The sequence below is a fragment of the Aestuariivirga sp. genome (assembly GCF_044239095.1).
Lineage (GTDB): Bacteria > Pseudomonadota > Alphaproteobacteria > Rhizobiales > Aestuariivirgaceae > Aestuariivirga.
On sequence record NZ_JBIICB010000093.1, the window covers coordinates 1 to 14,162 of the forward strand.

At 53.9% G+C, this 14,162-nt stretch carries 14 protein-coding genes and 1 pseudogene; 3 read left to right on the top strand and 12 right to left on the bottom strand.

Annotation, left to right across the window (positions count from 1 at the left end):
- The 7 genes from ACILRA_RS10355 to ACILRA_RS10385 all read right to left on the bottom strand — a co-directional run.
- On the bottom strand, positions 1-455 hold a 455-nt coding region (locus ACILRA_RS10355; protein ID WP_395662022.1), incomplete at its 3' end, for an ABC transporter ATP-binding protein.
- Complete coding sequence (locus ACILRA_RS10360; RefSeq protein ID WP_395662023.1) at positions 452-2,320, bottom strand: tetratricopeptide repeat protein; 1,869 nt, start codon at positions 2,318-2,320, stop codon at positions 452-454. The genes ACILRA_RS10355 and ACILRA_RS10360, both read right to left, overlap by 4 nt.
- Before the next feature lie 65 nt (positions 2,321-2,385).
- Complete coding sequence (locus ACILRA_RS10365; protein ID WP_395662024.1) at positions 2,386-3,186, bottom strand: hypothetical protein; 801 nt, start codon at positions 3,184-3,186, stop codon at positions 2,386-2,388.
- 28 nt (positions 3,187-3,214) lie between these two features.
- Positions 3,215-4,447 carry a hypothetical protein gene (locus ACILRA_RS10370; RefSeq protein ID WP_395662025.1) on the bottom strand — a complete coding sequence of 411 codons (1,233 nt, stop codon included), beginning with the start codon at positions 4,445-4,447 and terminating at the stop codon, positions 3,215-3,217.
- Between the two features lie 57 nt (positions 4,448-4,504).
- Positions 4,505-5,581, bottom strand: a complete 1,077-nt coding sequence (gene gmd, locus ACILRA_RS10375; RefSeq protein ID WP_395662026.1) for a GDP-mannose 4,6-dehydratase — start codon at positions 5,579-5,581, stop codon at positions 4,505-4,507.
- Between the two features lie 40 nt (positions 5,582-5,621).
- Entirely contained in the window at positions 5,622-6,935 is a 1,314-nt protein-coding gene (locus tag ACILRA_RS10380; protein WP_395662027.1) for a hypothetical protein, read from the bottom strand.
- A gap of 52 nt (positions 6,936-6,987) precedes the next feature.
- Positions 6,988-7,914, bottom strand: coding sequence for an NAD-dependent epimerase/dehydratase family protein (locus ACILRA_RS10385; protein WP_395662028.1), 927 nt, complete (start codon positions 7,912-7,914; stop codon positions 6,988-6,990).
- A 154-nt stretch (positions 7,915-8,068) separates the two neighbouring features.
- Here ACILRA_RS10385 and ACILRA_RS10390 point away from each other — a divergent pair, with 154 nt between their 5' ends.
- The gene (locus ACILRA_RS10390; protein WP_395662034.1) at positions 8,069-8,284 is read left to right on the top strand and encodes a hypothetical protein; all 216 of its coding nucleotides are present in this window, start codon (positions 8,069-8,071) and stop codon (positions 8,282-8,284) included.
- A 15-nt stretch (positions 8,285-8,299) separates the two neighbouring features.
- Complete coding sequence (locus tag ACILRA_RS10395; protein ID WP_395662035.1) at positions 8,300-8,470, top strand: hypothetical protein; 171 nt, start codon at positions 8,300-8,302, stop codon at positions 8,468-8,470.
- Between the two features lie 39 nt (positions 8,471-8,509).
- On the opposite strand, the pseudogene ACILRA_RS10400 reads toward ACILRA_RS10395, so the two are convergent.
- The 4 genes and pseudogenes from ACILRA_RS10400 to ACILRA_RS10415 all read right to left on the bottom strand — a co-directional run.
- Positions 8,510-8,866: pseudogene (locus tag ACILRA_RS10400) on the bottom strand (hypothetical protein); the annotation flags it as partial.
- Complete coding sequence (locus ACILRA_RS10405; RefSeq protein ID WP_395662029.1) at positions 8,853-10,274, bottom strand: mannose-1-phosphate guanylyltransferase/mannose-6-phosphate isomerase; 1,422 nt, start codon at positions 10,272-10,274, stop codon at positions 8,853-8,855. The pseudogene ACILRA_RS10400 and the gene ACILRA_RS10405, both read right to left, overlap by 14 nt.
- 136 nt (positions 10,275-10,410) lie before the next feature.
- Positions 10,411-11,550, bottom strand: coding sequence for a polysaccharide biosynthesis/export family protein (locus ACILRA_RS10410; protein ID WP_395662030.1), 1,140 nt, complete (start codon positions 11,548-11,550; stop codon positions 10,411-10,413).
- A gap of 175 nt (positions 11,551-11,725) precedes the next feature.
- Positions 11,726-12,739 carry a glycosyltransferase family 4 protein gene (locus ACILRA_RS10415; RefSeq protein WP_395662031.1) on the bottom strand — a complete coding sequence of 338 codons (1,014 nt, stop codon included), beginning with the start codon at positions 12,737-12,739 and terminating at the stop codon, positions 11,726-11,728.
- A 582-nt stretch (positions 12,740-13,321) separates the two neighbouring features.
- Here ACILRA_RS10415 and ACILRA_RS10420 point away from each other — a divergent pair.
- Positions 13,322-13,825, top strand: a complete 504-nt coding sequence (locus ACILRA_RS10420) for a DUF6444 domain-containing protein (protein ID WP_395662032.1) — start codon at positions 13,322-13,324, stop codon at positions 13,823-13,825.
- Between the two features lie 48 nt (positions 13,826-13,873).
- Here the strand turns inward: ACILRA_RS10420 and ACILRA_RS10425 are convergent.
- Positions 13,874-14,162, bottom strand: a 289-nt coding sequence (locus ACILRA_RS10425; protein ID WP_395662033.1) for a transposase, incomplete at its 5' end; no start/stop codon positions are given.

The following is a 14,162-nucleotide window of genomic DNA, read 5'->3' on the forward strand; positions in this document are numbered from 1 at the left end:
TCCGTTATCTCATCAACGAGATAGACATCAAAATCAATTGCCAAACAAACACCAAAAGCTAGCTTCGAAAGCATGCCTGAGGAATATGTACGCGTTGGCATATCAAAATATTCTCCCACATCAGCAAAGTCGAAAACGTACTCAAGTATGTTAGCTATATTAGCAGAATACAATCTAGCAATGAAAGCCACATTCTCACGTCCGGTCAAATCCGGATGGAACGCACTCGCAAATCCCAACGGGAACGAAACCAGACAATCTCTTGATATCATTCCGCGGTCGGGATGTTCAACCCCCGACAGAAGGCGCAACAAGGTCGATTTCCCAGCTCCGTTCGCGCCTAGGATGCCGACATTGTGGCCCGTCGGAAAATCCGCCGAAACATCGTTTAGCACTATATGAAGGCCATTTTTTGACGTTCGGTAGGACTTCTTGACGCCCCTAAGAATTATCACACGTAATACACCCTCTTACGCGTCAGCCGAACAAGAGTCAGCCCGCTACCAAACAGAATGATCCCTATACAGAGCAAATAGCTCTCGCTGAGCCACGGAGGCTTGACTCCATGAAAAAAATTGAACCTCAGCATTTCAATCCCCTGCAGCACAGGGTTCCACGATAAGATCTCGCGAACAGGCTGAGGCATAGCTCGAGGGATATAAAAGGTCCCCGAAGCAAAATACAGAAGCGCTACGGTCGCCCCCCAGATCTTCTCCCAACCCGAAAACACAAGCGCAAGTGAAGAGTTGATCATGCCCATCCCTAACCCGCAAAACCATACCAAGAAAAAAGCCGCAACGACGCCAAGGGGGTCAATTGGGAAGACGGATAGCCCCGCCAATAGAAATCCACAAAATATAAGAATTGCTACGCAAGCTTCTGTGACGAACTCGACTAATCCCCTCGCCAGCAAAACATCCACCTGTGTAACTCTGGGCAATAACAACAAATGTTTATTCCCAGAGACGCCAGACAACAAATAGCTGGATGTATGCGAAAAGAGATGAAACGGAATTATCCCAGTAAAATAAAACACCGCGAAACTCGTCCCTAAAGGCGGGTTCCCTGACGCAAACGCGTTGATCAGAATAACCATGATAGCAATGTGCGCAAGAGGCTCAAACACCACCCAAGCATATCCGAAACGCGTATGACTAAATCTGGTCCTAGCCTCCCGATAGAATAGTGCACGCAGGACCCTCAACTGAATTATCAATATTGAACTAAACTGCGTTCCTCTAATCGACTGTACCGAAGCAGACCTAGATAAAGCGATATCCAGAGAACGCTTAAAGGTGCTTTCTCCTGAAAAGTCTTTGAGGCGGCCTAAAAGATTATTGAGCTGTATCACTCGCGCCATATCTCTGGGATTGTCGGCAACCAATAGCGCAGCTACAGATGCAGCAACATCGACAGATCCACACATATTCAATGAAGCGAGATAAGCCTCTTTACCACCGGGTTGATTTGGATATCTCTCGACAAGCTCCCGAAGCACAACTGCAGACTCTTCATATTTCGCCAACGCGGCCAGATAAACACCCTTCTGTAGCAAAAGGGAGGCAATTCTTCCCTCCGCCTCAAGTCCGCGATTGATATATTGCAGGGCCTTCTCAAAATCCCCGATCCGAGCTAATGCAGTGCTAATTAAGATAAAAATAAGTTCATGTCGAACTCCTAAAAGCAGAGAACGATCCAATAGGTTTACACAATCCACAAGTCGCTCTTCGCGCAACAACAGATTTGCGTAATGCAATGCGAGACCTAAGTCTCGCTCATCCAGTATGTATGCTTTTTGAGCAAAGCTCAGCGCATCCCGACGATCACCCAGTTGGAGAAGAAGCTCACTGAGTAGCTTTAAAACATCTGCTGTTCTGCCATGCTTCTCCAGGCCATCCACAAGTATTTCGCCCGCTTCATCTACCCGACCTCGTTCAATGAGCAGACGCGCGTACTGAATAAGAAAGAAGCGTTCGGCTGGATCACCCTCAAGCGCCAGCTTGGCCGCACGAGATGCCCCCTCTAAGTCACCAGATTGCGAAAGAATGGCCGCATATTGACTCCACTGTGGGGGAGCTAGAAGTCCACGCAAAGATAGCTCCTCGTAGATTCTCTTTGCGTCTGACTGCATCCCATTAACACCATAGAACCAAGATGCATACTGAAGAACCTGCTCTTGCTCGAAGTGTAAACCCAGTAATTCTGCAAGCCTAGTTGTCGCAGCCTGTAGGTCACCCTCAGCCACTAGCTGCTGAACAACAGCCAGCTGGTCAGACCATAAAGACGTCTCCGGATTAGACTTGGATGACTGTGACTGCATCTCTCGCATCATGCCTTGCGCTTAATAGTGGAAGTCTGCCGCCGACATTTGCGAACCCGACTCGCCTATTTACTGGATTGAGGAAGAGTCATCTTTGGCTCGCCAAGTTTCGTGAGATGGATGATAAACTCAGCTCTTTCAGGCTCTACAATCGGGTCGCTCAGTTTAATGTTGAGAATCCCAAGTTCATTGAGCTCCCTCAAAGACGCAAGAAATCCGTCTGGGGTCCACACTGTACAATGAACATCAAGGTACTGATTTTCTGTGTGAGTCCACAAAGCATAGGAAAGAGCTTGCTCGTCGGTGTATGCCCGACGAGCCTGATTAAACGGAAGTGACAAAACTGAGGAGTTTCCTTCATAATAAATTCCACGGCTCGTGAAATCATAGACCTGACTGGGTGATGGGATGCTTCTCCGCTCAATCCATGCCCCTATCAGATCCGACATTTCCGTTTCACGCCTATAGAAATCGCAGGAAAACCGCTTGTCAGGAACGCAGAGAGCTAACGTGCCACCTACCCGCATGACCTCCATAATCTCATTAAGCCACCCAATTACATTGGGCACGTGCTCAACTACATGTGATGCTACCGCATAATTGAAAGAAACGTCACTCCCAATGCAGCTGGATAGTAGCCGACCGGGAGTCCATACGTAGTCAACTTCCATGACTTCTCTGCCATTTGCCCCTGGATTCATGGCCGCCTTCTTTCGAAGCTCATCCGTTGAGACGTAATCCACGTACTTTACACTACACTCATCTTTCAGTAGGACAGGATTGAAATACGGGGCTACCTCCAATCCAGCGCCCAATATGTTAAGGGATGAAAGAATTTGCAGGCGCCGATCGTTGATCAATTGCATTTAATTCCCTCCAAATTCACACTTCAAATTAGATGTGTTCAAGAATTGACCGAAGAGTGAACGTCAAGGCGGCCCAGACAAAGAAACATACAACAAACACTAGACTCAGCTCCTTTAAGGGTTGAGGAGAGCTAGCCTCTTGTGCAACTTCGGGCCTGACAATTGTCGCCAAATAGAGCTGCTTTCGTGCCGCCTCGACGCGAGCTGCTTCCAGCGATGCAAGGGCACTTTGATAGGCCTTTTCGGCAAACGACTTTTCGCTATACAATTGGTCGAAATCGGCCATGAGTTGGAAAAGTGAGCCGCTCCCCTCTATCGAGGTCATATTTATACGTATCTTCTTCAACTCTTGCTCAAGCCCATCAATCTGCTGTCTGATGTCTTTCACACTAGGCGCATTCGCTTGGAGACTTCCTAGCTGAACACTAAGTCGCGCATTCAACTGGGCAATTTGTTGCTCCAATGACGCCATAAGGGTTAAATCAGCTTCAACTGTAAGCTTGGGGTCAAATGTGCTTTCAGCTTCTCGTAGTTGTCTCAACCTATTATTCACATCAAGTAGACGCGCTTCTGCAGCCACAACTTCCCGCTGTGAGGCCTCAACCACATCAGATCTGGCGCGTTCAGACATCCTGTTTATGAGTTCTTCCGAAAGCTTAAGGCTCTCCTTAGCAATTGTAATAGCGTCTGCCGGAGAAAATGCGGAAAACCGCGCAATAACCGTCCCTGTCGTCGACTCGTACCAGATTTCACTGATTCTATTCCAATACCGGACGAATGATTCTATTGTGTCGTCGGTATTGGCGCGACTAAATACATCAATTTTCATATCGCTAAATCGCTTACGTATACGTATGCGATCTTCTAAATCATCGATAGCTTCTCTACTCTGGAGATACTGCACAACCGCCTGCGAATCAGCGCTCGTAGCGGAGGAACCCGAAAGCCCGAGCACCGCGGCAAATCCGGCGTTTCCACTTGTGTTTGGCGACCTTACAATCACCCGGAATTCAGAAGTATACTCCGGAGATTTTATCCCAACTGTATAAATTGCCATAATGACGGTCGGAGCGATAACTACTACCATAAACAGCACCCAGTACCATGCCGAGCGAAGACGGTACGCCACTCCGAAGCTATTGGTCTGATTCAGCCTTTCCGCAACAATCAAATTTCCATCCGGCCTTAGAGTCAGATCCGCTGAACCCTTACTTGTCGTGAGGCTAACCACTTTGCTCACCCATGCCGACAGAATATTCATACCTATTCCTAACTTCAGACCCCACCAAGAAAGAAAAACTGCAAACCTAACTCAAAGTCAGAGAAAGTCTTCCAAACTGACCCCTTTGGAAATGATCCGCTCCTGTCTTGCAATATCTTTCATGACCATATCAGATACAAGCTTTTGGAAGCTCTTCTCGGACCGCCAGCCCAAAACTTTTCTCGCTTTCTCCGGATTCCCAAGGAGCAAATCAACTTCAGCGGGACGAAAAAAAGCACGATCTACGTCGACTAATTTGGTACCAGTGGAAACGTCAAAGCCTACTTCTTCCACGCCGCTTCCACGCCATGCCAACTGAATCCCGATGCAGGCGAACGCAATCTCTACAAATTCTCTAACCGAATGCATCTCCCCCGTTGAAAGAACGTAGTCATCGGCCTTCTGCTGCTGCAGAATTAAGTGCATGCCCTTTACAAAATCGGCAGCGTCACCCCAGTCTCGCCGAGCGTCTAGATTTCCGAGGCTTATCACTGTTTCGACCCCAAGCGATATCTTGGCGACACCCTTTGCAATTTTTCGAGTAACGAATAGCTCGCCCCTTAGTTCGCCTTCGTGATTAAACAATATTCCGTTTGAGGCGTGCATGCCATAGGCTTCGCGGTAGTTAACTGTTGTCCAATAAGCATACAACTTAGCAACCCCGTAGGGACTACGAGGATAGAAAGGCGTCGATTCAGTCTGGGGCGTCTGCTGCACTTTGCCATAAAGCTCGGATGTAGAGGCCTGATAAAATCTAGTTTTATCTTGTAGCCCTCCAAGCCTGATTGCTTCCAGGAGCCTTAGCGCGCCGATGCCATCGGCGCTTGCCGTGTATTCAGGTGTCTCAAAAGAAACTGCAACGTGGCTCTGAGCTGCTAGATTGTAAACTTCGTCGGGCTGCACAGCTTCAACTATCCGTATTAGGGAAACGAAATCCGTCATATCCCCGTAATGAAGGCAGCATCTCTTTTCCGCAATAGCCTGCGTCATGGCGGCTCCAAAACGATGAGAGTTCGGAGCAGAACTCCTTCTTATCAGTCCGTGAACCACATAGCCTCGCGATAGCAGATACTCGGACAATAAAGCTCCGTCTTGCCCAGTTATCCCCGTAATAAATGCAGTGAGAGGCTTCATACAATTTCCCTATTTGGACCGCGCGATTACAGTCACCATTTTAGGCGTTTTGCATTTCACGTTTGCGGAAGATTTCCATCAACATCTGGCTGTAGCGTGAAATATTATACTTCTGATAAACAGCATCACGTTTTTCTCTAAAGTCGCTTCCCGGCTGTTGAACTTTTTGAGCCAGCTCTCTGTAGTTTCCGATATCGAAAGAATGGAAGACGTCGCCGTAGTACTTCCTGACCTCCGCGAATGAGGAGTTATTCGAGCAATAGAGATTTGAGCCGCATTCGGTCGCCAGAGCGACGACCCCGGACATGCTCTGCCCTACTTCAAGATACGGCAAAACAACTGCATCACAAAGCCTAAGTGCCTCTATGAACTCTGGATCAGGTACGTTACCGATAAAGCGAACTCTGTCATCGATCGAATACTCTATTGCGGTCTTTATAACTTCTGACTCAAGTCCTACGCTTGCCTTCGGCAAACGCTTCAATCTCCTGAGAATTTGATTTGCTTTCTTGTCGGCTACTTCATCTGTCGTGTCCAACAGGCGCTCAAGATACTGATCGATTTGAACGTTTGGCTTTACGGACTGTGGGTGCTGACTGCCGAAGAGTACGAGCGTATAATCTTTTGGCAGGTGAGCCAACGCCTTTATGGCAGTTTCAACTCCCTTGTAAGCAGACAAATATCCAAAGAGGCCAATTGTTTTACTGGTTTCAGAAAGCCCATACTTCTCTCGAAATCCATTTTTGTTATTGATGGCCCAAGACTGCTCCCGCTCTCGCTCTTTAAGGTACACCAATGGATGATCTAGGCAGTTAGCAAAATCAAAATACTCGGTGACAATTCTCCGTTCACGCTTAGTATGAACGCAGATGTGAACAGGCTTCTTCTGAGACTCAGTTTTGCACAATCTTATCAATTCTGGGTACAGGTGCTCGAACTGAAATGTTCTCGTATCCTCATGTAGTTCAAGAAACCTGGCTCTTCGTATCGATGCCCAGTAGCGGCTCGCCAACGTTCGTGAAGGAATGTCGATCCTATGCATTGTGAAGACAAGATTTGGCGCCGCTTTGATCAGAATGGATGTTCGCTTCCAAATGTCACTAACAATTGAACCGAACAGCCCAGCTTCGAATTGTATATTAACATAATCATATTCCTTAAGCTTTTTTGCTAGGTCAGCTATATGAGCATTTCCCAATGCGCGCGCTTTCGGAGACGTCTTCTGCAATACGAATAGATCGAGTGAGAGAATGTCGACGGTGCAATGCTCCTTCAGGGCTTCTTTTAAAACATGAGTATATGAAGCGTTTCCGCATTTCTCGTTATAACTGCTTACGATTGCGAGTCTCTTCATATTCTCTTCCTTCGTCCTCAAACTTGACAATTTTTCTGTTCTACTGATGAAGTCATGTATGTAAGTTGGCCGGGAAGAAATTCTTCCGATACCACTCAATAGTTTTTGCGATTCCGTCTTCGAACGTATACTGAGGTGAGTACCCAAGGCTCGTCAGCCGCTCGATAGAGTATGACCTCTCAAGCTGCCCCCTTGGTTTGTTTACGTCCCACTTCACCTCTACGCCCGGGTAGTGGCGCTTGAGGACTTCGACTAAATCTTTTATACTGCGTGAAATACCGGTGGCCAGGTTAAATGTACCTTCACCAAGTTTCAGCATTAGAAGCAGTCCTTCTGCGGCGTCATCAGAGTAAAGGAAGTCCCTCGTGGGAGATCCATCACCCCATATCGTAACGTCGTCGCAGGATGTTTGCGCGAATTGAAATTTGGAAATTAGCGACGGAACGACATGACCGTTTTCTTCATCGAACCGGTCGTACGGGCCATACATATTTGTCGCTATCGCATAGGCGTACTTCAAACCATATTGCTCGCCGTAGCTTCTAAGCTGAACCAACATCGCTCTTTTAGCTGTTGCATAGGCGTATTCTGAGCTATGTGGTTCCCCTAGCAAGCAGTCTGTTTCCGAGAACGGAATAGTCACTTTGTCGGAGTAGATCGCGGTTGTTCCCATCGCCACGACTTTATTTACGTTGAATTCGCGACAGGCATCTATAACGTGTGTATTGACTAGTATATTCCTCCTATACACATCTGCGGGGAATTTCAGATTGCCCCCAAGTCCGTGAACAGCGGCAGCTAAGTGAACTATGGCGTTGGGCTTTACAAATCTCACAATTGCCCTGGCTTCCTGAGACTGCTCTAAGTCGCCGTCATCTCGACCAGATAGTGCCACGATATCGATTTGTGGGTCGAGGGCGGCCTTTGCAACAAGAGCCCGTCCAACAACTCCGCTCGCGCCTGTTATAAGAAGTCGCAATGTCAATCCTCACACGGTTTCTTACGGGGTGCATTACTTTGGGGCATTATCTTCTGCTCGTGGAGCGGTCAATGGTCGCCGAATGAGCGTAGGCCGGGGCGCGGTTTCCTTAGACATTTTGCTGCGCTACCGAACGCAAAGCCGGAGGTAGAGCATGCACGGAAAAAACGGGGTGGAACCGGGCTTGACGGAGGCCGCGGCGGCGCCAGCGCGCACCCAGAGCGCTGGCAATGGCGACCCCGTGGCCAGGCCGACGCCGCTGTTTTCGGCAAAAAGGTGGCTGGCTCTCGGGCAGCGCTTGCTGCGGGGCGAATCCCTGGAGCAGGTGTCCCGGGAAACGAACGTATCGGTGCACCGGTTGTCGGAATAGTGCGACCAAGCGCTCTTGGCGGCGGAAAGTGCCCTGAAGGAGCGAGAACGGGACGCCCGGGACGAGGAGATCGAGCGCCTCAAGGCCAAGGTGGGCGAGATCACCATGGCAAACGAGTCGCTCTACGCGAAGATCGGCATGCTGAGGGGCGGCCGACTTTTGGCCGGGCGGAGGTTGAGGAAATGACCCGCACCACCTCGGTCTCCACCCAGTGATCCCCTTGCGGTCGAAGGAGATGTGGCTGCCCGTGATCATGATGGCCGGAACGCCCCGCGACTGCGCGGCGAGGGGCAAGGCAGGGGTCAGCAAGATACCCTCATTCACCGGCGTCAGTCCGTGCCGCATGGCCTCACCTGCGCAGACCCTGACAATCCCCGGGATGCTAGGTCGAAGGTCACGGCCGATCAGCACCTGCGATGTCGCCCCCTCCAAGAGGCGTAGGAACGATTTTGTGCAGGCCCTGCAGACCCCATTAGTCAGGTCCGCCACATGTCTACGCACGCCACTCGTCCCGAAACGCACGCCGGAGGCTTCGGCAAGTGTCTCCAGCCTTGCGCCGCCACCCCGCTCAGGCGCGGGCATAGATATCCTCGTAGCGGACGATGTCGTCCTCCCCGAGATAGCTGCCCGTCTGGACCTCGATCAGGATCATGGGAACCTTGCCGGGGTTTTCCAGCCTGTGGACGGCGCCGAGACGGATGTAGGTCGACTCGTTTTCTGCCAGGAGGCGGATTTCATTGTCCACCGTCACCTTGGCGGTACCCTGCACAACGATCCAGTGCTCGGCCCGATGGTGATGCGACTGCAATGACAGGGCAGCACCGGGCTTCACCACGATCCGCTTCACCTGGAAACGTAGGCCAAGTGCCAGGCTCTCGAACCAACCCCAGGGCCGGTAATCGCGGTTGAAGGACGTTGCCTGCTTAGCCGAGCGCGCCTTAAGAATTTCGACCACCTCCTTCACGCGCTGGCCCTCACCCCTGCGGGCGATCAGCACGGCATCCGGCGTTGCAATGGCTACGATGTTTTCGAGGCCGATGCCCACCACCTCCAGACCCTCCGTCTCCGAGCGCAGCATCGACTGTCGACAATCGATCGCCAGCGCGCGCTCGGACAGCACGTTGCCCTCCGCATCCGCCTGTGACCCCTGCCAGACGGCGTCCCAGCTTCCAAGGTCGGACCAGCTGCCGCCATAGGGCATCACGGCGATATTGGCCGCCTTCTCCATGATTGCATAGTCGATGGAAATGCTGCGGATATCCCTCCACGGTGCAAGCGCGAGGCGGGTGAACAGCTTGTCCATGCTCGCCTCCCGGAGCGAGGCCTCGACCGGGCCAATCATCTCCGGCGCATGGACCTCGAAGGCGGCGATCACGGTTTGCGCGGAGCATAGGAAGATGCCGGCATTCCAGAGATAGTTGCCGGAGGCGAGCATGCGCTCAGCCTCCGCGGCATCTGGCTTTTCGACGAAGCGGCGCAAGGGGCGAGGGCTGCCCGAAGTGCGGCAGGCGGCAGACGAGAACTCCAAATAGCCATAACCCGTTTCCGCCCGGGTCGGCGCGATGCCGAAGGTCACGATCTGCCCGGACAGCGCCGCTGACAGAGCGGCTTCCACAGCTGACCGGAAACCCGGCCCATCCGGCAGCACGTGATCAGACGGTGCCACCAGCATCAGCGCGTCTGGGTCCTTCTCCCGGAGCCAAAGCGCGGCGCAAAGCACCGCTGGCGCGGTGTTGCGCGGATCGGGCTCTATGAGTGTCGCCGCCGCAACCATTCCGGCATCCGCCAGCTGATCCGTCACGATAAAACGGAAACCGTCCGAAGTTATGACCAGGGGACACTCGAAGCCGGGCCCTGATAGACGCCGCGCGGACGCCTGGAACAGGCTCTCCTCGCCGACGAGCTTCACGAACTGCTTGGGAAAGCTTTGCCGGGAAAGCGGCCACAGCCGCGTGCCTGTGCCACCACAGAGCAAGACGGGATAAACCACTTCGAAACCTCCAAACCTTATCGAGTACCGCAATCCAACCATACGCCAGCTACATTATAGAGCAAGACTTTATAGTGAATATACGATACTCTTCGATACGCGCATATGCTACACGCGGCGCCCGTGGGGCTGATCGCTAGTCCGTCGAGAGCAGTTGATTCTGCAGCGCGCTCTGCGTGGCAAAGGTGCTGCTGACGGTCGCCAGCGTCATGGCGATCGGCTGCAGCGTTCGAACCCACTCCAAGCTCGGCGCATTGGTCACGTAAACGGTGTCATCGCTGCGGATGGCAAAAGCCTGTGCTATGAACATCGTCTCCGGCTTCGACATGTCGAAGCGGAAAATCACGGCACCCTGCTGCCAGCTGTTGTTCGCATCGAGCCAGGCCTTGGGTTCGCGCAGACGGAACACAAAGACGCCCGTCGCGCTCGATCGCCCGTCATCCAGCCCGCCAGCCTGCGCCAGCGCGTCCATCAGCGAGGGATTGGCCTTGGGAAATTCGATCTGCCCCGTCCTCTTGACGGCGCCGAGCGCATTGAACACCTTCCCATTAGCTTCGAGCGTCACCTCGTCGCCTGCACGCAATTGCTGGTTTCGGCCATTCAGTACCGTGTCCAGCGGAACCCGGCGGACAGACTTGCCGCGGCGGATGACGACGTCGATCTGATGCCGCGGCTTCGTCGCCCCACCTGCGCGTGCGATGGCGTCCACCAGCGTCAGCGGGCTTTCGATCAACGAGAACCGCCCCGCATTGTGAACCTCGCCGCTGACGAGCACGCTGGAGCCCCGGTCCGCCGTGATCTCGACCTGAACCTGCGGTTCGAAGGCGACGCCCTCGAGGGCGGCGCGGATACGGTCCTCGACCCGCGGCGGGTCCAGCCCTGCCACCTTCAGGCGGCCCGCATGCGGGAGCGAAATCGTCCCCTTGTGGTCGACGCGCAGATTGTCGAACACGGTGCCCCCCAGAGCCAACGGAGCAAAGATCCCTCCTTCCTTGGCCTCCGAAATACGTACCTTCAGCACGTCTCCGGAGGAGAGAGAGATCGGCGGAGCAGACGGCACGGCGACCGTTCCCGCAGAATCTGCTGGCCTGGAAATCCGGTAGTTTGAAACACGCGCGGCTGTCATGTCGATGAGCGTAAACCCGGAGAGATCCGCCGAAGCCTCCGAAATGAGCTTCTCCTGCGGACCGTCCCGCGAGATAGTGCAGCCTCCCAGTGCCGGGATGACGAGGAGAAGGGACAGCCCAATCCGAAACTTGCGAAAGCTAGACAGCACGTTTCACCCTTCCACCGGGCTCCGCGTTTCGCGTGTCCCCCATGGTTTCATCCTATATCGTCAAAACCGGATGCCTGACAAAAGAATTACAATCAATGTAAAAATTTGAAAATCGGTGGATTGCAGCTCCAATGCCGGTGCCGGGCAAGAGCGCCTCATCTGCTGGGCAGAAACGCTAGAGTGACTGAAGGAACTCTCTGAGGGACGAGAAATCCAACTGACGCGCTGGTAGGTTTGGCGGTCGAAGGGCCGGGGAGGCAATCTGCGCGCTCATGACCGCGCTGAGCCATCCTGGCCCATCCGTCGGAGGAACGGCTGTGAAGTCTCCGCCAGTCACCTCATGAAAAACAGGAATGTCGGATGCAATGACAGGCACCCCGAGCGCCCGCGCCTCCGCGACCGGAAGGCCATATCCTTCTGCAAACGATGGCATGAGCAGCGCCCTCGCCCCGCGAATTAGTTCGACCAGTGTGGGCGTCGCCACGTCGCTGAGTTCCAGCACATGCTCCCGGATGGCGGGGCTGCGGTCGAGAAGGTCGACAACGTTCTCGTTTTCCCAACCGCGCGCGCCAACCAGTATCAATTTTGGCGTGAGGGGCCCCAGCACCGCGCTCATCTCGCGCCAGACATGGAGAATGGTAAGGTGGTTCTTACGGGGCTCGATGGTGCTGCACAGGATGAAGTAAGGCGCCGCGCGCGTAATGTGACTTGACGCCGGACCGGGAACGAAGCTTTCTGCGAGCGGCATCGGGGCAATGTAGATCGGAAAGCCATGCCTGCCGAGACGGTTCATTTCCTCGCGCAGCACATCGGCCACCGCGCGGCTCGAAACGAGCGCTGCCGAACCCACAGTCGCAAGCTGTTCCAGCCTCCTCCTGTGTCGCGCTGGCTCCCGGGACCGGAAATATTCAGGATATTGCAGTGGCAGAAGGTCGTGAATGAAGAACACAGCCTTGACGTCTGTCCGCTTCCGCAACCAATCATAGGCGCCCCTCTCCGAAAGCGGAAACTGGCTGACACACAGATAGCGCGCCCTTTCGGGCAGTGCCACAACCGCCTGGGAACCCGCCGCCGCGAGCGTTCGGAAAGTGAATTTCGCAACGCTCGAGCACCTGCGGCGTTGCTGGCGACTGCCGAAGCCTTCGCCCGCCCGCACGTTGCTATTCTGGCCTGCTGTCCAGTCTGCCACGGCTGCGAGCAGGCATGCATCGATCCTTCCCGCTGACTCGCCGTAGTGCGATTCTATCCCTCGAAGCGCATTGTTAGCCCTGTCCCGCTGAACCAACCGCATTCCGAACGGCCCAAGGTAAAGCAGACCGGAATCATCCCCGCTTCCACCACCAAGGAAATACTGGGCGTATGCCATGTCCACCCGGTCAATTCCGTTTGGAGTCCGGCTGAAAATCCGGCTCGCCAGCCGGGTAAAGTCATATGCAATGGGATAGCGCCGCTGTCCGTCCATTCAAGTGATTGCCCTGGTCATCGGCGAACTGCCGAGTTGCCGCCACTGCGCGATGAACCCATAATACACGGCACCCAGGATCTTGGGAGAGAGAACTACCAAGACGAGGAACCTGGATGAGATCCGGCCGATCACGCCTGCCCCCTACCCGGACCGGCGTAGATCACCCATCCATCGAATGTTTGAAGCAAGGTAACTGCCCAGGTATCCCCTGAGGTGACCGGGATGGCGGCTTGAGCAATTTGGCTTGCCTTCCCCGGGGGTTGGCCGCTCAAGTTTTGGATGAGTCGGGCCGAAATAGCAGATCGGTTGAGAGAGGAAGAGTTCCTTACCATCATCGCCTCCCAGGCGGCTCATGCAGATGCACTCACAGCGCGCCTTGACGCACAGGCGGCGCAGATGCAGTCACAGCGGGTCGAGATGGAGGCTATGGCTGACGAGAACATGGCCCTGAGGTGGAAGGTGGAGGAACTTGAACGCCGCCTGGGACTGAACAGCACCAACAGTTCCAAACCACCCTCGAGCGATGGATTGAAGAAGCCGCCACGGGTGCGAAGCCTCCGCGAAGCCTTGGGGAATAATCCCGACGGCCAGAAGGACTACAAGGGCGAGACGATGAAACAGGTGGCCCACCCTCAGAGTGTGGTTGATCACCGTCCCGGAAGCTGTTGCGGATGCGGCACCGCCTTGGAGCAGGATGTATCGACCGGTACGACGATCCGGCAGGTCTTCGACCCTCCCGATCCGCAGCCGCTTATTGTGACAGAACACGATGCGCACCAATGCCGCTGCGCTAGGAGCCTGTCTGGATAATCTGATCTTTGTTGTATCTGTGCATTGGGTTTAGGTGGATGTTCTGGCTCATGTTGCGGCCTTGGCCAGTTTGCAGAGGTTGTGGGCGGTGCATATCAGGCTCCATTCTGCTCTGACGTTCTGCAGTCCCCTGAGGAGGAACTGCCGTAAGCCTCTGGCGTGCTTGATTTGACCGAAGACGGGTTCGACGACCTGCTTTCGTAGCCTGTAGCGCGACGACCGGCCGGCCTTCCGGATCTTTTTGGCCATTGCGGCCATCAGCGGTTTGCCTGTCAGCTTGCGGCGTCCGGCAGCGTGTGGCTGGCCGTGCTTGGCCCGGCCTGGCGCCAGGTAGGCT